The sequence below is a fragment of the Paenibacillus sp. FSL L8-0435 genome (genome assembly GCF_037965655.1).
Taxonomy (GTDB): Bacteria; Bacillota; Bacilli; order Paenibacillales; family Paenibacillaceae; genus Paenibacillus.
This window is the reverse complement of record NZ_CP150185.1, coordinates 3,110,959-3,129,161: the sequence shown is the minus strand read 5'-3', so window position 1 is coordinate 3,129,161 and position 18,203 is coordinate 3,110,959. Positions and strand designations below refer to the sequence as shown.

General features: G+C 45.1%; 11 protein-coding genes. All 11 read right to left on the bottom strand.

Annotation, left to right across the window (positions count from 1 at the left end; translation table 11 throughout):
- Positions 1-25: 25 nt before the first annotated feature.
- The gene (locus tag NST33_RS13640; protein ID WP_339308275.1) at positions 26-1,141 is read right to left on the bottom strand and encodes a DNA polymerase III subunit gamma/tau; all 1,116 of its coding nucleotides are present in this window, start codon (positions 1,139-1,141) and stop codon (positions 26-28) included.
- A gap of 629 nt (positions 1,142-1,770) precedes the next feature.
- A complete protein-coding gene (locus tag NST33_RS13635; protein WP_339308273.1) occupies positions 1,771-2,418 on the bottom strand; it encodes a DUF1643 domain-containing protein in 648 nt (215 codons plus the stop codon).
- A gap of 32 nt (positions 2,419-2,450) precedes the next feature.
- Positions 2,451-2,855, bottom strand: a complete 405-nt coding sequence (locus NST33_RS13630; protein ID WP_339308271.1) for a Shedu anti-phage system protein SduA domain-containing protein — start codon at positions 2,853-2,855, stop codon at positions 2,451-2,453.
- Between the two features lie 3 nt (positions 2,856-2,858).
- Positions 2,859-3,053, bottom strand: coding sequence for a hypothetical protein (locus tag NST33_RS13625; protein WP_339308269.1), 195 nt, complete (start codon positions 3,051-3,053; stop codon positions 2,859-2,861).
- A gap of 527 nt (positions 3,054-3,580) precedes the next feature.
- The gene (locus NST33_RS13620) at positions 3,581-6,373 is read right to left on the bottom strand and encodes an alpha-mannosidase (protein ID WP_339308267.1); all 2,793 of its coding nucleotides are present in this window, start codon (positions 6,371-6,373) and stop codon (positions 3,581-3,583) included.
- 18 nt (positions 6,374-6,391) lie between these two features.
- Positions 6,392-7,216: a carbohydrate ABC transporter permease gene (locus tag NST33_RS13615; protein ID WP_076211825.1), complete on the bottom strand. Its 825-nt coding sequence runs from the start codon at positions 7,214-7,216 to the stop codon at positions 6,392-6,394.
- Positions 7,217-7,238: 22 nt separating this feature from the next.
- On the bottom strand, positions 7,239-8,105 hold the full coding sequence (locus NST33_RS13610; RefSeq protein WP_036608294.1) for a sugar ABC transporter permease: 867 nt from the start codon (positions 8,103-8,105) through the stop codon (positions 7,239-7,241).
- A gap of 67 nt (positions 8,106-8,172) precedes the next feature.
- Positions 8,173-9,552 (bottom strand): extracellular solute-binding protein, encoded by a 1,380-nt coding sequence (locus NST33_RS13605; RefSeq protein WP_339308265.1) that lies wholly within the window; start codon positions 9,550-9,552, stop codon positions 8,173-8,175.
- A 79-nt stretch (positions 9,553-9,631) separates the two neighbouring features.
- The gene (locus NST33_RS13600) at positions 9,632-10,933 is read right to left on the bottom strand and encodes a glycoside hydrolase family 125 protein (protein ID WP_339308263.1); all 1,302 of its coding nucleotides are present in this window, start codon (positions 10,931-10,933) and stop codon (positions 9,632-9,634) included.
- A 223-nt stretch (positions 10,934-11,156) separates the two neighbouring features.
- Complete coding sequence (locus tag NST33_RS13595) at positions 11,157-12,329, bottom strand: GntR family transcriptional regulator (RefSeq protein WP_313771423.1); 1,173 nt, start codon at positions 12,327-12,329, stop codon at positions 11,157-11,159.
- Between the two features lie 291 nt (positions 12,330-12,620).
- Positions 12,621-17,867, bottom strand: a complete 5,247-nt coding sequence (locus NST33_RS13590) for a S8 family serine peptidase (RefSeq protein WP_339308261.1) — start codon at positions 17,865-17,867, stop codon at positions 12,621-12,623.
- Positions 17,868-18,203: the final 336 nt, after the last annotated feature.

The window sequence follows — 18,203 nt, the reverse complement described above, 5'->3', positions numbered from 1 at the left end:
TTAGATTGACGGAATGAACTTACTTTCAAGAAAGAAATCCTTTGCTTTTCAATCGATTCAAAATCATTTCCATATCACTCATACTTTGTAAATTAGCAATATTAAAGTAATCAGAGAACATAGCACTCAAAGGTTTCGCAAAGTTAAGTACGATTTCGTCGACAACTAGACTAATGTATTTGTTATTCTTACATGACCTCTGCTCTAAATAATCATAAAAGTTAACTTCAGTACTACTATAATGAAGCATATTTCTTAAAGTTCTACATTCCTCCGAAATGCTCGCTTCATAAACATTCATAAGATCCAGTAGCTTACTTTTACATTTATGATTCAACTCTAAAAAATAATCGGGAAGATATTTTTGAATATTTTTTAAATTATCCATTACTTGGTCTATTTTCATTGTTAGTAATCGTAACAATATATACCCTGCGTTATTGAGAGCATATACGTTTTCAACGGTAATATTATCCTTTAGCCAAATATAGGTCACTAATTCCTGCTGTATTAATAGGAGTCTAGTAATAAGGGCATTCTTCGTTTTATCACTCGTGAAAAGTGATGTATGGGGAATATCTTTTCCACTATATTCTAGATCGTCTGCTAAAATTATCGATTCTGGAATAGTAAACAGAAGTTTACCTTGAGAGAGACTGGATACCTGTTGTAGAAATTTTACGCTAATGGCTCCTATGTTACGAAAAAACGAAAAAATGCTTTTTTCGATATTATCACTTTTAAAAAATGTCGTATCATAATAGAGGTATGTAGGATAAAGTGTACTTCCTGTGAGATGCCCATCTTCCAGATAGAATCCTAGGTTGTTTACATCATCACCATATTTCTCAACATGAAATTCCAATATTTCTTCATGCATCTTTAGGTTATTACTGCTACTCAATTTTACTTTATGCCGAATTTTTTTAATTTCCGTATTCAGTTCATAAGAAGAACCTAGTATTTCTTTGTTAATTTGGTAAAGAACCAAACAAACATCTCTTGCAATTGAAAATACGGGAACTGCCGTAAACTTTTTATTTCCTGTAAATTGTAAAAGCGATATAATACCTGATAAATCACAATATGCAGTACGTAAAGCAGAAAATTCGAATGAATTTGTATCCATCCTTTTAGTCATATGGCTTCTATGCACCCTTCTGTTCAAAAATTTATCAATTAAAAATTCATTTCTACTAACATAACTAGGCACAGATAAATCATTTGTTAACCAAATTATAACATTATACTTAGAAACTCTGCATTCAATTCAATTTTTTCTGATTGGATTTTTACCAAGAATCATCCTAAAATTCGCTAAAATATCTTAGTCAATAAAGTTTCCTCAAACTTTTTGGCTTTTTTACGAAAACTCAAGATGATCTTGTACGAATAATCGATGCCTATACAAACGATAATCAGACGATGTTTCTCATGCGGTCCTAGTTATATACAAAAAAAACTTAAACAGTTGATATTATCCAATGAGCGACTTGCATAAAACATACCGAATGGTTCCAATCTATATATGAAACGTAATTAAAATGTAGCTGATTCGGTTCTCCTCGGTTAAAGTAGTACTGTTAAGAAATTATCTTATATTCCACCTAGTCATACTAAAAAGCTTTGTTTCAGTCACGTCCCGTATCTTTTTTCCTGGGTAACCTGCCCGTTAGTGAATAAAGGCAGCCGATCATGTTGAGATCGGTGCCTTTGTGTTTATATTAAGCTATCGTTTCTACGTTAGTTAAATAACTGTTAGTTTGATTCCTAGAATAACTCCATCCTTTCAAAGTCGACCCATTGTGAACCGTGTTGAGGAAATTTTTGAGTACCTTTTCGTACAATATTTCCTACTCTCCAGAGTTCCTTATCTTTCATCAATTCCCTGACTTTCGTTACTCGTTCTCGATATGTACCTTGGAATCCTTTTAAACCGGGGTATCCTCCCCATGCAGCTATCACTCGATCTCCATCCTTTAATTCAGCAATAATGTTGGCAATCACAGCATCATTTTTCACAAGACTATCGTTATCCGTTAACTTGTACACAATGTTTTCCTGGCTACTCTTAAGTTTAACTTCGTCTTCTTTTAAAACTGAAGCGTAGTTAGCAAATAAGTTTAGAATGACTACTGACGAAAAAATCTCCGAATGTTTGTAAAGATAATCAAGAACACGATAAATTGTCTCATCTGAAATGCGTCTAATTTTCTCTGTAGACAAGGGATCTCTCCTGCCTGCTTTGCTTGGATTCTTCATAATAACAACAGCTGTCTTTCCTTTCTGTTGATCCCTATCTTTAAATGGTATACGTATCAAATAACGATACTGATCACTATCTGATATTACAGAAGGGTTCGTAACAATCCCATGTTCACGTACATAGCTCGAAAAGTAGTAGGTTTTTTTTGACATCACATCACCTCCAAATGGTTATAGGATAATTCTCAACGCACACTAGTTAGAAAACTATCCCACGACATTAATTCAATATGAAAATCTATCGATTTCCTCCATGCATCTCTTTTCTCAGCCTCAATCTGATTTAAACCTTGGATACTTCTTCCTCCAATAACCACACCCCTAACCGATACAGGTTTTCCTTTATCGACCAAAAGGGGACCTTTAGCACAAAGTAATGAATTATACATTTGAGTACCCGATGCAACAATAGTCCGAATTCTATGTGCCTCATCACGGTAAGATAATTCATTAGCTAGCGAATACTGTTTTCGTCTGATAATTTGGTCAATCCCTTCTAGAAAGCTTGCATTGAATGTTGCTCCCTTTTTAGTTGGATTGTTTATTAAGCTAAAGTCGGCACCTTTTACTTCAATAAAATAAACCTTCATATACTATCTACCTGTAAAAACCGCAAAATCACAATCTCCTGTAATTCCAACTGGAAGTTCTGAGAAAATTATGTACTCATCATGTGGAATAGCACAAATTTTCGAAAAAATTGACAAGTCTTTTTTCAATTCCCTCTGTAACTTTTGTTCACTAGCTCCTTCATTAATAAGCTTTTCTAGTTCCGATAAAGTTGTCATTAATTACCTCCGTCAAAGTCTGGGGATTCACTTTCCTAAACTTTTACTTACACAAAGCAGCCAATTCCATTGGTTATTGAGTTCAATTAAGTGTATTCTTCATCTTCCTTGCACTATCCTGCCCGAAAGCTTAATGAAACAGATAAAGATTTTTAACGACATTGGTACCAAGTTCTTAACCATTTCAACGATGAACTAGTTCTTGCTTTGACCGGAAGAATCTAATTCCTGACACAAAAAAAATCGTTATTCACGCGAATTCTTAATTCATGTGCTTTTTTCTCGCCTCAAAATCTCCATCATTAAGCAATTAGATAACTACCTAATCCGAAATGACACAATGTTCTTGTCCATTTCGGCAATGTACAATGTTCTTGTCTCAGCTTGGGACAAGAACTTGGTTCCTTAAAACAAAAAAGCCACTATATTAGCGACTTTTACTTGCTGAATGTTTCGACTAACAAAAACCCTCTGTCCACAATAACGTGAACAGAAGGTTTCTATAATTATAATGTTCAATAATCAACTCAACGTAACGCATACCCTTGTGTAACGATTTTGTACCCGGATACCATCTGGCTGTGTCCCTCCAACGTGCCCTTAACCCGTTCCAGCACATCGCTCTCATAGACGGAAGCACATTCGAATCCAGTTTGCACGTTCAACTCAACCGATTCAGAGTTCAAATTATACCAGCGAGCAATCAAATCTCCGGTTTCCTCTGCGATCTTCAATGTGGAGAATGCCAGTGTCGAACCTTGCGAATTCCACGCTAACCATTGCTTCGTCAAAGGTAGTTCCACCTTGTACCCATCGGCACCGGCATGACTTTCTCGCTCAAATGTATACGCAAGTGCCCCTTGCTGTACAGTCGTCCACGGAATCGGATACACGTATGCGGATGCACATGCACCTGACTGTGCAGCATCGCCCGCAAATGGAATAATCGCATATTCCACACTCTGAGATCCCAGACATTGAGCTTCCGGTGTTTCAAACACACCCCAATCTCCCAGTTCCGAAGAGGCACGCAGCAGCGTAACTGCAATCGTACTGCCCTCTTCATGCTGTAAAATCTCGTATTCATTCAGCCCTTTGTTTGCAATCATCAAGCCATGATCACCATCGGTCACATGTACAAACGCTTGCTGATGCTGCGCATTACTTGGATTCACCCATTCTTTGGCCGGTGTATTGGAACGTTTGGCGATTTCAAAGATGGAATCTGCATAATGATTGTCTGTCACCAGTCCGGATGGAAAGAGTGCACGCAGTCGATGATCCTTGGCCTGATTGTTAAAGTCAGACTTTACCTTGACCATATTACTGCCTGCTTCCAACGTATACGTTGTCGTAATCACAAGCGGAACATTCTGCTCGACTCGCTGTGCCTTCCGTTCTGTAAAAGGAACCATTTGGCGCTTCTCCAGCTCGAACAGTTCATCTGCTCCAGCAGGAATATCCCAGCGTAATACACTTTGCATAACTGCCCGATACGGAGACTGCTCCACAATCCGCAGGTCCGCCTTCAGATGCTCCGTGGTCAGCGTTGTCTCTCCCTCGGGTTGACGGTAGACATATTCATTGCCGATATCACCGGTATTCTCATATGAATTCAATCCCTGGTATACAGCACCTGAGACCTTATCTTCAATTGTTGCCGTACCATTCTCTTCAACCGTCACCCGCAATTGACCGTTCTCCATCATCATTCCCTGAACCTGGATGAGTTCGCTCATATCGGGCACTTCAGCAATCTCTGCTTGTTTCTCCACTGGAATGAGAGCATACGTCTTATAGCCCAGAGAAGGTACATCCACCGCCTGAAAAGTCACTCTTACTTTACGAGCCATATAAGGCTGTCGGAAGCGATCCTTCGGAAGTTCATAGCCAAAATGCGCACCCAGATCCTTGATTTCTGCCGAGTACGTGCGTCCATCCGAATCGACCAGCTGATACACTGGCAGTGCATCTTTTTCCACCTTCTGCGCAAGTGCCTGAGGGTTAGGACCTTCCGGGAAAAATGCTTTGTCCACAATCAGGTCCATCTCGATGATTCCATTTCGATTCCACCCACTCGTGTTGAACACAGTGAACAGCACCGCTTCTTCTCCCCAAGCCTCAGCAGGTTGCACTAGTATAGACTCAGCAATCGCCTGCGCGCTCTGGGAAACCAATTTCTCTGCAAGCTGTCTGCTCTTGGCGAATCGGGTCACCATCTCACGGTGAACCTCATCGACACTGCACCCGCAGATGCTATCATGTGGGTGGTTCTGCATCAGCATCTTCCATGCATGTGTCAACAGATGATGCGGATAATCTTTTACCCCAGCTATATGGGCCATGGCAGCGAGTGGTTCGGCTACTTTTTCAAGCACCGTCTGCCCCTGCTGATTCAACTGTTTCAGATACACCCGTGCGGATGCCGTATTCACCAGTGTTCCCCAACCATCCGTGTGCTGACTGCGAAGCTCGCCCTCAATAGTCGCCAGATGCTCAGGGACATCCTTCGTAACCGCCTCAATGTAATCGTCAAAATTGGAGTGAATAAATTCCACATCAGGATATAAGGAAGCTGCCGTACGTAAAGCCTCGGGAAGATCCGTCTGGATCGGTTGGTGATCACAACCATTCATGAACAACAGATGTGGAGTCGAGGCAAACTTCTCGGCATCCTCCAGATTTTTATCCCAATATACTCGGGCTTTCTCCGAATCAACGGGAACCTCCATCCCATTGCAGTACCAATTCGCGAACAAAATGCCGAGCACTTCCGAACCATCCGGCGAACGCCAGATCATCTCGGAATAGGGAGATTCGTAACTGTCTGCATCAACCACCGCATTATTGAATCCCGTAGGCTTTACCCCACGCCCAAAGATCGCGTTATGAATATCCGCCTGTTGCAGAATCTGCGGTGCCTGTCCCATATTTCCGAACGAGTCCGGGAAGTATCCCGTCTTGGATATCACACCCAAAGGTCGAGCATCACGATGCCCGATGAGCAGATTACGCAAGTTGGCCTCACTGCTGGTCAGAAACTCATCCTGCAACACATACCATGGACCAAAATGGATGCGTCCTTCACGAATATAACGGTCGAGCCTCTCCTGTTGTTCGGGCCGAACTTGCAAATAATCTTCACGAATAATCGTCTGCCCATCCAGATGGAAATAACGATATTCCAGGTCCTGATCAAGCGTGTCCAGCAGTTTATCCATCAGCTCAATGAGCAGTACATGATGGTGTTCATAAGGCATATACCATTCGCGATCCCAATGGGTATGCGAGATAAGATGTGCCGTCTTTTTGGTTGTCATGTTGCGTACCTCCTGTCGTTAACCTTTGGTTGCCCCGCCCATGCTGAAGCCCTTTGACATGTACCGCTGGGAGAAGATATATAACACAACCGAAGGCATTGTATAAAGTAGTGAGAATGCAGCCAATCTGCCGTATTCAACCATACCGTGACTGCCAAAGAATTGATAAATCGTGACTGATGCCGGAAGTTTCTCCGGTGTCTGGAGCAGGATGTATGGCACGAAGAAGTTGCCCCAACTTCCCGAAAAGGTAAATATCGCTATCGTTGCAATACCAGGCAACATCAATGGTGCCACGATTCGTCTCAATCCGTTCCACACGGATGCACCGTCGATCCATGCCGATTCTTCCAGATCAATCGGCACCGAATCCATGAAGTTTTTCATCATCCAGATACCGTAAGGAAGTGAGGATGCGGTCAGGAACAGCATCGTGGCAATGATGCTATTTTGCATTTTGAAGAACAGAAACATTTGAAATACCGGAACCATCACGGCAGTAATCGGAAGAGCTGTCATGAACAGAATCGATAACAGAAAGCTTTTTTTGAATCTCATTTCATAACGGGATAAAGGATAAGCAGCTAGAACTGATACCAGAACAACCAATATCGCTTGCCCTCCCGACAGAATAAGGCCTACACCGAATGAACGAAGATTGCTCGAATCCCCGAGCACATCCTTGAAATTTTGAATGGTCCAGGTACTGGGCATTTTGATGCCCTGTTGCGCGTTCGGGTCGAATGAAGCCAGAATGATCCAGAGCAGCGGCAATAAAAAACAGAGCCCTAGAAAGACTAGAATCCCGTACTGGATTTTGCGTTGAAGCCCATGTTTGACCATAGGGATCGAACCTCCTTCATGGTTACACTTTCACTTTCATGGATCGCATGTAGAACAGGCTGGCGATAATACCGATGAACAACAGAACCAGAGATATGGCTGTGCCGTATCCAAATTGATAGTTCACAAAGGCCTGGTTGTACATGAAGATCGGCAAGGTTTGTGTCGAAGTACCCGGGCCACCACCGGTCATCGTATAGATCAGCGTGAACACACCCAGTGTCTGTAGGGTAACCAACATCATGTTGGTCACGATGGAGCCTTTTACCATTGGAATCGTAATGTGTCTGACAATCTGGAACCCGGTTGCACTGTCAATAATCGCAGCTTCTTCGACTTCCTTCGGGATATCATCCAGAGCCGACTGATAGACCATCATCGAAAAGGCTGTGCCGTGCCAGATATTCGCGATAATGACACTCACCATAGGGAAACTGAACAACCAGGAGACTGGATTCGCTCCAAACCAGCCGAGGATCTGATTCAATGAACCATTGTCACTGAAAAAGGCCACCATACAGAAGGCCACGACAATCTCGGGTGTCACCCAACCGGCAATGACGATGATCCCGATGACCCGGCGGAACGTCACATTTTTCTCTTTCATTAGAAGAGCCAGTATGAACCCAAGCAACACCTGACCAATCACTGCGGAGAAGATGAGAAAGACCAGCGTGCGCCAGACACTAATCCGGAAGTCCGGATCATGGAACATATTAATGAAATTCTGGAATCCAACAAACTCCAAACTCTTGGCTGCCGCCCCGGTAAGAGCCATATTCGTAAAGGCAAAACAGATCGTCAGAATGATGGGAACAATGAAAAACACAAGTAATAACAGTACGGAAGGCATGAGAAACAGAAATGAACCTGGTGCTTTCCTTTTCATAAGTCACTCTCCATTCGAACCGGAAAAAGGGGAGATTGTGCCTCCCCCTCCGAATATATCGATATCCTTATTTCTCTTCGATGCTGTCCGCGCCAAGGGAACGGGATACGTTGTCCTTCAATTGTGTAACTCCCTCTTCCGGCGTCAGCTTGCCAGAGGCAATACTCTCAACAATGCTTTGCAATTGTGCGGATACCGCTGCATATTGATCGTTCGCTGGACGGAAGTGGGCCACATTCAAGAGTTCCTGTGCTTCTTTGGTATATGGACGCTCCGTATAACCTTCAACTTCTGTGGAATCGTTACGTGGGCTGAGGCTGCCTTCCGCTACTACGCGAGCAGTCGCATTTTCCTTATTCATCAGGAACTCGATAAATTTCCAAGCTGCTTCCTTATTCTTCGCCTGTGCAGGAACAGACCAAGCCCATCCTCCAGACATTGTAGTTGCTCCAGGTTCTTGCCCATTTTGTGTCGGGAATGGTGCAAAACCTATTTTCTCTTCAACGTTGGCGATTGGAGCAGCACCGTTCTCGGCCCATGTCGAACCTGCCCAGCTACCATCTACAGCCATCGCCAGTTTGTCTTGCGGGAACTGTTGCTGGAATGCAATACTGCCAGCTTGTCCATTTAGGGCAACCTGCATGGTTGGACCTGTTTTATCCGTGTTAAACACTTGATCTATGAATTTGAAGGAATCCAGCAGCCCCGGGCTATTAACGACCCATTTCTTGCTGGTGTCGTTATACAGCGTATCCGCCGTACCATAGAGCAGCATTTCCAGTGTTTGCATGGTGACACCTTCCCCGTTTGCTTTGCCCACGATCATATTAAGTGGCGTCACACCCGGCAGCTTTTGCTTGATGGTACGTGCTGCTTCGAGTACTTCTGCCCAGCTTGCAGGTTTGAACGGAACTTCAAGTCCCGCCTGTTGAAACAGTTCCTTGTTGTACCAGATTCCGCGTGTATCCGAAGTAGCCGGAACGCCGTACACTTTGCCGTCTTCTCCGGTAACCCCTGCCTTCAGGTTGTCGATGATGTGATCTTCCCAATCAGACCATCCCTGAACCTGTGTATCCAGCGGCTCCAGATATCCCGCAGCAGCATCGGATTTGATGATGGATGTATCTTCGGCAATAACATCAGGTGCCGTATCCGGGGATTTCATCTGCAAAACCATTTTGGACGTATAATCACCCTCACTTGCCAAGACAGGCGCGATATTGATTTTGATATCCGGATTTTCTTTCTCAAATTGATCCACCAAGCCTGATTGGAAGAATTTCGTAAGTGTATCTTCAGATCCTGAAGAACGGAATGATACGGTTACTTCCTTCTTGCCATCACTGGTTGTGCCTGTACTTGAACTTCCACCTGAACAGGCTGTAGTAAGAATGAGCAAGGATGTCATAACTGCTGCTACCGGCATTTTCAATGATATTTTTCTCATGATTCGCTCTCCTCTTGTCGGAATTCAATGAACTCCGAACGTTATGATGTACTCGCAGGTTATCTCTTGCTTTCCTATCCTATTTCTGTACGCGGAATCCGCAATAATCCATCATCAGTTCACTAAAGAGCATGTTGGACCATGAAAACCATGGACGTGTATATTCATGTGGATTGTTGGCCGAAAAACCTTCATGGGTCAGTCCGGTATCCGCATCCGTCTTATGGATGAGCTGAAGCAATCGTAGCTTTTCATTGCGATCCTCCGTAGTCAGCCCCTGCATCGATAAAGCGATATGCCAGATGTACCCTTCCGGTGTATGCGGACTACCAATTCCCGCTGCTGCTGTTCCCTCATAAAAATACGGGTTGTGCGAGGATAGAATGAAACGGCGTGTATTCTGATACACCTCGTCGTTCTCCTCCACATATCCGAGATAAGGTAAAGACAGCAGGCTCGGCACATTGGCATCATCCATCAGATTGTAATTGCCTTTCCCATCCGTTTCGTATGCATATATGGTTCCATATTCCGGATGTTCAACGGTGCCATAATCCTGAATACCTTTGTTGATCTGTTCCTCCAACTGCTGAGCAGTCGCTGCCAGCGTTTCATCTTCGAACACCGCTTCAGCAATTTCCTTTAGATATCGAAGCGCCACCACGGCGAACATATTGGATGGAATCAGATATCCATATTCACAGCGATCGTCGCTGGGACGGAATCCCGACCAGGTCATGCCTGTGTATACCGTTTCAGTACCTCGTCCCTCTCGGGTGAGCGTATCGGTTTCAGGAGCATCCAGACGTTGGAACGTGTAGGGTGATTTCGTCTCATGATGCTGTTCCACTTGCCATAACTGCATGATGATCTGGGCTGCTTTGCGGAACGTATCATTGAATTGAGTTGTTCTTCCTGTGTTCTTCCACAAGAGATAACTGAGCTGAATTGGATAAGCCAATGAGTCGATCTCATACTTCCGTTCCCAGATCCAATCATTCATTTGCGTCAGGTCTTCCTGATGTCCTTTCCTACTCTCCGTCTCATTAAAAGCGTTTGCATAAGGGTCCAGGAGAATATAATTCAGTTGACGTTCAACCAGTCCAGCGATCATGTCGGCAATATCTTCATCCTCTGAAGCGAGAACCAAATATGGTCTGACCTGAGCAGCAGAATCACGTAACCACATGGCAGGAATATCTCCCGTAATCACAAAAGTTGTTCCATCTTCTTTGCGCTGAATCGTGGTTGCCATCGTATTGGTAAAACAATTTTTAAACATTTGGTTAAGTTCCGGATATTCCGGCATACGTTTGTTAACCCGATCAATCATGTCGTATATCGAGGGGGAAATTTCTTGATCATCTCTGGGTGTCAGCATGTTGTCCTCCTTATGTAATCCAGTTTGTTAACCGCTTTCATCATCCTAAAACGAATATAATGTTATGTCAATATATTTATTTGTATATTAGCATGTTATTTTAATTCAACGGCATCAAATAACATACCATTTAAAGCAATTCTCCCCATTTTATCCACACCAAAAAGAGGCCTCGTTTACACGAAGCCCCTGATTGAACACAATGAATATTAAGTTGCTATAATTAACCCTTTTGTTTCACCATACTCGTTGACTTCCCCTTCACCAAACGGGCAGGCAAAACAACTCTGTTCACTGTCATTTCGTTATTTTGCATACTTTGAAGCACCATCTCGAATGCCTGTTTTCCCATATCAAACTGGCTTTGTCTCATATGGGTTACTCGGCTTCCTTCGGCAGCGTTTGGACTGTCAAAGCAAATGATGGACATATCTTCCGGGATTCTCAGACCAAGCCGATCCGCTGCCTGTTCTGCAAGTAAAGCAATATGATACTCCGCAGCAAAGAGTGCAGTAATCTGAGGGTATTTCTGTAAATGTTCCACCAGTGTCTCCACATCACGGACCTCGACTTGAGGATCAAACACACTTGGCAGTGTCGAAAGAAAAGATTCTAACCACAGTTCCCTGTTCACCAGAACTCCTTGATCATTGTGAGCCTCAATAATGCCTTCAATTCGTTCTTCGATCGGTGTAGTGTTCGCCGGAGGCTGCGTCAGAAAAGCGATGTGTCGGTGACCGAGATCGAACAGATAATTCGTCCCTTCTCGCGCCGCGCCTACATTATCCGTACTGACAGATGAAGCCGGGATGCCTTTCAAGTACCGGTCAATCAGGACAAACGGGAATTTATTAACGACCAGTTTAAGAATCTCATCGCTGAAATATTCACCCTGTGCCGGGAAAATAATCAATCCATCCACACCCAGTTCCAGCAGTTCCTGAATGCTCTGTTCCTCCTGTTCGGGAATCCCGAAGGAACGTCTAAGTACGAGAAAACAATCATGCTCTCGGGAAGCTTCTTCCATCCCATATAACAGTTCTGTACCATACATATCACTGAAGTTAGTGATGACCAGACCAATGAGCAGCTTCTTCTCTGGATCTTTGATCGCAGCACGCGGAGCAGGTCTGTTAGATCTTTCTTGTAACATTTCTGCTGTGTCGGCTACAAAAGAACCCCGTCCCGGCTGACGAACAATTAATTGTTCACTCGCCAGCATCTCAAGCGCTTTTTTAGTTGTAATCCGGCTCACTCCGAATTCATCACATAATTCCTTCTCCGAAGGAACACGCTCACCCACTTGATATTGATGAAGCTGTATCCGTTCGCGCAAGGATTCAAAGATCTGTTCATACATCGGCTTGGATGCCGAATCTTTCCCCAATACAAGCACCTCCATAAATACCCATACTTCTCATGTTCTACATCCTAATATATCATGTTATATCATTAATGTGAAGAAAGGAGACAACTCACCTGCTTTCATGTGAGAACAAAAGAAAAAGCACCCCATGGATGCTTCATTTCCAAAAGTTTATTAATAAATTTATTTGGCGTAGATAAATTAGGCGTGAGATGTGAATCGAGATACAACAAAAAGCCGACAAGCCCTGATACCTCGGCTTATCGGCTTCTTGCTTACACGGTCAAAATGCAGTTATCATCCATGTCACACTTTGCATGTTTAAGGTTGCAGACTCTCAGCGGACGGTGGACCTACTTCTGTTTCAGTCTCTTCAGGGCTGGAATCTGGTTCTGGAACTGATTGTTCTTGTGCTGCGCTGACGAACAATCGTCCAGCTGCTTCCGCCTCTACTTTGTTGCCTGCTGCATCCTGAGCACGAATCACAATGACTCCACCATCCAGAACAAGGGATGAAGGTGTTGTGTACGTACCCGTGTAACGACCAGGTTCAGTCTCCAGCAATGGAATCTCTCCTGCGCCTTGGTCATTCAGATTCAAAGGTAACTGAATACGGAAAGATGCTTGCAGACCAGGTTTACTGTCAAATGAAACGGTAACACTCTCCCCTGATGTGATTCGAACATCCTCAGCCGGAGTAATATTCGTAAGTTCTGGCAACGCCGTTTCCACATAGACGGTGCGGGTTACGGTTGTTTTGTTACCAGCGATATCGGTTGCTGTCATGGTAATTGTGTTCTCGCCTTCATTGACCAATACACGGTGACTGAAACTTCTGTCTTTACCCACTTGTACGGTTTGTCCGTTAACGGTTACCTTATCGAGGAATTGTTCAACGACATTACCCGTTACGTAAACCACTTCTGCATTGATACGATCCCCTTGAGCTGGCGTAACAATTGTCAACTGTGGTTTGGTCTGATCCAGAATAATGACTACGGGGAGTGAACGGTCCGTTGTTTTACCGTCTACCACTGCCTCCGCAGTAATCGCATTAATGCCAGAACGGAGCTTCACACCGTATGAGAACTTCCCATTTGCCACCGTTGTGGTGCCAGCCAGATCCTTGCCGTTGTAGATCTTGATCTGAGCTCCAGATGCCGGAGACGTTCCCGACACAGTGAAGGTCGATTGATTCGTATACGTGTTTGCAGGTACTGTGAGCACAGGTGCATTTACCGGATATCTCACGACTGCACGAATCATGTAATTGCCTTCTTCTACCGGTGAAGTACTCCATGCTCCGCTTACACGCTGCCAGCTTCGACCAGCATTCGTACCATTCTCATCGGTAGCGAGTCCCGGAGCACTTGTTCCGGCTACGCTTTGTACATACACGATATAGAAGTCACCCGTTACAATCACTGGTTCCGGGAATTCAACGGTTGTCCATTGATCGTTACGAAGTGCAGTACCATCGAATGGTCCCGCCAGCTGTCGTCCCGGAGCTCCACCGGCACCCGATGCATCATAGACGGCATATTGGAACGTTGTACCTCCAGGCACAGGCCACTCTGTGTTCCAGAATCGGAACGATGCACCTGTCAGTTGAGCGGTCTCCAGCTCTGGTGTCATTCGAACTGCCCAAGCGTTATCCGCAGCGTTAAAAGCTCGTGCATTCTCTGCTGTTCCATCATCATAAGCAATTTCCCCTGGGAAACCGATGAATGGTTTCAAGGCAACATTTGCCTCAGCCGTACCATTGCCAGGGACAGTCACAGTGACGGTTTTACTGTAATAATCCGCAGCCCGGATGGACAGGGTATAACTTCCTTCCAATACCTGAATATCGAAGCTGCCATCTGAACCCGTGCGAACTTCACCTACATTGGCATCCTCCACCACGAGGACGGATGCATCAGCCAATGGTTGGCCTGTCCGCTCATCGGTTACTACACCTTCAATCTGCCCATGCGGGATTTCCTCCAGATTAAAGTTGGCTTTGGCTCCACCGCCATCGGTGATCGTTACCTGCTGAGTTCGAGGATAATATCCATATGCCTCAGCTTTTAACGTGTAATCACCTGCTACGTGTGTGAAGTTATACTTGCCTGTAGCTGAATCCGTCTTCACCGAACGTCCGGTTTCCAGTACGGTAACCGTTGCACTTGCAGGCAGGCTTTGTGGATTAACCGAACCTGATCCTGGTTTTTCAATTTCCGGTTGTTGCTGTTTCGTTTTGTTAAATTCCGCTTTGTCAGTCCGCGAAATTTTGTACCATGGATTATCATAGGACGGTTTTGGTTTGTCACTGTTAAGCACAACCGCATTGTCCTCCGTTACCGTCTCCGCAGCAACACCCAGTACACGGAAATCATCAATGAACCAGCCTGTCTTCACAACACTGTTGTCTGAGGTCAGACGGAACCGGAATTGTACTTCATTCCCGGTAAGTGCATCCAGATCATAAAACACAGGTGTCCATTGTTTACCGTTTGTAGTATGTGAGAATTTGCCCAGTTCTGACCATGTGGTCCCACCATCCTTGGTGACTTCCACATATCCGTAGTCGTATCCACTCTCAATCTCGTACCAATGATTAAACGTAAGTGTTCCTTCGGATACATCTGTCAAATCAATGACCGGAGATACGAGCGAATAGTTGGAGCCATTCTCGTACGTATTGTCCAGATCAGTCGCCCAGACATTCGGAGGAGAAACCGCGCTGGCAGGTCCCGTTACCGGAATGCCTCGTTCCCACTCATCTTTGGTTCCCGAATGAGTCCAACCATTATCATCACTGCCATCGAAATGATCGATGTAGATATCCTGTGGCACCTCTACTGTAATGGAGACCTCATTCGACTTATCACTTTCATTGCCACTATAATCAAGTGCGGCAACGGTATAATAATACGTCGAATCTGTCACCGTAGCCGTATCTGTAAACGTTGTTCCTGTTGCAGTTCCAATGGATTCATAACCTGTACCTGTGTTTGTGGAGCGATATACGATATAAGATTCGAGATCCTCATCGCTCGGACCAGTCCAGCTCAAGGCTACATTACCAAGAATATCGGCCGTCGCAGACAATCCGGCAGGTGCGCCCGGAGCAATCTCATCCAGCTCTTCTACAGCGAAATCATCAATGTACCAGCCAGCTTTTTGCAATGAATTATCGCTCGTCAGATTGAACTTGATGAACACCTGCTGTCCCGCGTATTCGCGAAGATCCACATATTGTGTCTTCCAATTGCCACCTGTACCCGTGAAGGTTAACAGCTCTTCGAACACATAATCGCTATCCTCGGAAGCAATGTATACCTTGCCGAAGTCGATGTTGTTCTCCAGATCATACCAGTGCTTGAAGGATAACAATGCCCCTTCCGGACTCTCGGTGAGATCAATTGGCGGCGCAAGCAGATATGCATTGCTATTCGCCACATAAGTTCCTTGCAGATTGGTTGCAATCACCTTGTCACCGGAGTATGCACTTCCAGGACCACTGGTTGGTGCTCCCCATACCCAAGTACTTCCGGTTCCGCCAGTCGTGAAGCCCAGCTGATCTTCTTCAAAATCCTGAAGGTACCCTGGCTGAACACCATTGGATACAGCCACTTTATATACCTGACTTTCGAATCCGTTGTTGCCGTAATCATTTACGCGGATATAATACTCCACACCTTGCGGTTCAATAAGAAAAGCAGGGATTGTCGCTGTATACGTCCCATCTTTGTTATCCCCAGCAATCCGGTTCATCGGCAGATAAACGTACTGGTTGGTGCCTGTCGTTTTGGCAAAAGCCTCGACAGAGACTACCGCGACGTTATCTGTCACATGAGCGGTTAATGGTATATCGATGCCTGTAAAGGCAGAATTAACAGGGGTATGTGCCAGTACCGGCTCTTCCAGATCATCTCCGGCGGTAACCACTCTGCCGGATACTGTGCCGATCCCTTCGAGTACAGAACCTACAGCATCGAGGGCATTAATAATGCCGTGACCGTAGCCGTTATTAGGAGAGGTCGGATACTGACTATCGGTTCTCGGCGTAGCTGTATCTGTAATGATCTGCTCCAGCTGATCCACCGTAAGGGAATGATTGGCCTGAAGCAGCAGCGCAGCAAGTGCAGTTGTATGCGGGCCTGCCATGGATGTTCCGTTCCAGCCTCCCTCATATACTCCGCCCGGAACTGCTGAACGGATATTCACACCAGGGGCAGATACTTCCGGTTTGATCTCATCATACGGGGATGGGCCCAGCAGGGAGAAGGAACCCAGATTACCATTGATATCTGTGGCTCCCGTTGCGAAGCTTTCGGGATAATTGGCCGGGTTCGCAACGGAGCCGGGACCACCCGGATTCGTCAGTGTTACATTTCCCGCAGAGAATTCGGGAAAAATCTGCGCATCACGCCAGGCTTGAACCATAGGTCGGAACCATTCATCAAGTCCCGGGCCGCCGCCCCATGAGTTGTTGACGACATCCGGTGCAAGTTCAGGATGCAGATTGCCTTCCGCATCGACCGGAGCGATCAACCACTGTCCGCCATCCAGAATAATGGCATCTGTTGTCTCCGGATTGAATATCCGCACACCAATCCATTTCGCACCGGGAGCAACCCCGATCTGGTTGGTGCCATCTGCTTCAGAGCCAACCATCGTACCCATCGTGTGCGTACCATGCCCGTCTCCGTCCGCAGGGAGGGAAGCATTACTGTGCGGATCATACCAGCTCAGTTCGGGATCAACGATATTGCCTGAAGCATCCAGTCCCCGCCATTTGCTGCGAAGCGCCGGATGGGTATAATCTACACCACTGTCCAGATTGGCAACAACAATCCCTGTTCCATCGATGCCCCGATCCCACACGGCTGGCGCATTGATGTAATCCAGGTTCCATTCCACGTTTTCTGTTGCAAGCTTGTCTTTTGCAGCAGGCTCTTTGTCTTTGACTCCGACTGAAGAGTCTTTAGCTGGCGTTTGGACAGCATCTTTGCCTGATACCGCATTCGCCGGTTCTTTACTCACTTCGGCTTTCTGTAAGTATCGTGTCTCATTCGGTAGAATCTTCTCCACCTCAGGCAGCAGCGCAATCTGTTCCATGACTTCTTTGGTACTCGTTACTGCCAGTGAATTGACAATAAAATAGCCTTTATATTCTTTGACCTTGCCCAGGTCAACTTCCTTTTCCAGATAAGTTTCCAATGGATATTGTGTACGTGAGGCCGTTTCTCGCAGAGAGCTGACGACCGAATTACGAACGGACAGCTTTGTTGCTGAGGCCGTTTGTTTGGCGATGGTCGCTTTTTCCAGGGCCTGTTTGGAGACTGCTGCTGTATCCACCTGTTCCTTCATTTTCACCAGATAGGTAACATATTCACTACCATCAAATTCTTTGGTCAACTTTGCGTTTACTTTGGACTCCGTAACTTTGGCAAGTCCAGATTTCATATCCAATTTGGATGATGTGGAGTTTTCAGCTGAAACCGGATGAATGATCGAAAATGCAAGGAGAAGCGAGAGCCCCATGGAGATGGGCTTGCGTAACCGATTAATCTTTATCAAACTTTTCCACTCCTTTTACCCGGTTTTTTAATTTAGTCTGGTACATATGCCCTTCTCTGCAGAATAAAACGGTAAAATACCTTTATTGCGGACGAAATAGATACCCTGGATTTCACATAAAGCCTCACCTCCTTTACAGGTCTGGTTAGGAATCAATATGAGTCAGAAGAGATAACAGATCAGTCTATGTTTTTTCACTTGGAAGTTTAGGAGATTGAATGAATCGGATTAAACCATGTGAGAGAATAGTTTGGGTATTTGAATAATGCAATGAGAGTGAATGTCTATAAGCATTCATGTGGAAGGGTAATCTGGAGCGTTAGCAGAACGCTTGCT

Bases quoted from the DNA above. Each gene is read 5' to 3' on its own strand.
- NST33_RS13640 (WP_339308275.1), bottom strand. From the start codon at position 1,141: ATGACTAAAAGGATGGATACAAATTCATTCGAATTTTCTGCTTTACGT.
- NST33_RS13635 (WP_339308273.1), bottom strand. From the start codon at position 2,418: ATGTCAAAAAAAACCTACTACTTTTCGAGCTATGTACGTGAACATGGG.
- NST33_RS13630 (WP_339308271.1), bottom strand. From the start codon at position 2,855: ATGAAGGTTTATTTTATTGAAGTAAAAGGTGCCGACTTTAGCTTAATA.
- NST33_RS13625 (WP_339308269.1), bottom strand. From the start codon at position 3,053: ATGACAACTTTATCGGAACTAGAAAAGCTTATTAATGAAGGAGCTAGT.
- NST33_RS13620 (WP_339308267.1), bottom strand. From the start codon at position 6,373: ATGACAACCAAAAAGACGGCACATCTTATCTCGCATACCCATTGGGAT.
- NST33_RS13615 (WP_076211825.1), bottom strand. From the start codon at position 7,216: ATGGTCAAACATGGGCTTCAACGCAAAATCCAGTACGGGATTCTAGTC.
- NST33_RS13610 (WP_036608294.1), bottom strand. From the start codon at position 8,105: ATGAAAAGGAAAGCACCAGGTTCATTTCTGTTTCTCATGCCTTCCGTA.
- NST33_RS13605 (WP_339308265.1), bottom strand. From the start codon at position 9,552: ATGAGAAAAATATCATTGAAAATGCCGGTAGCAGCAGTTATGACATCC.
- NST33_RS13600 (WP_339308263.1), bottom strand. From the start codon at position 10,933: ATGCTGACACCCAGAGATGATCAAGAAATTTCCCCCTCGATATACGAC.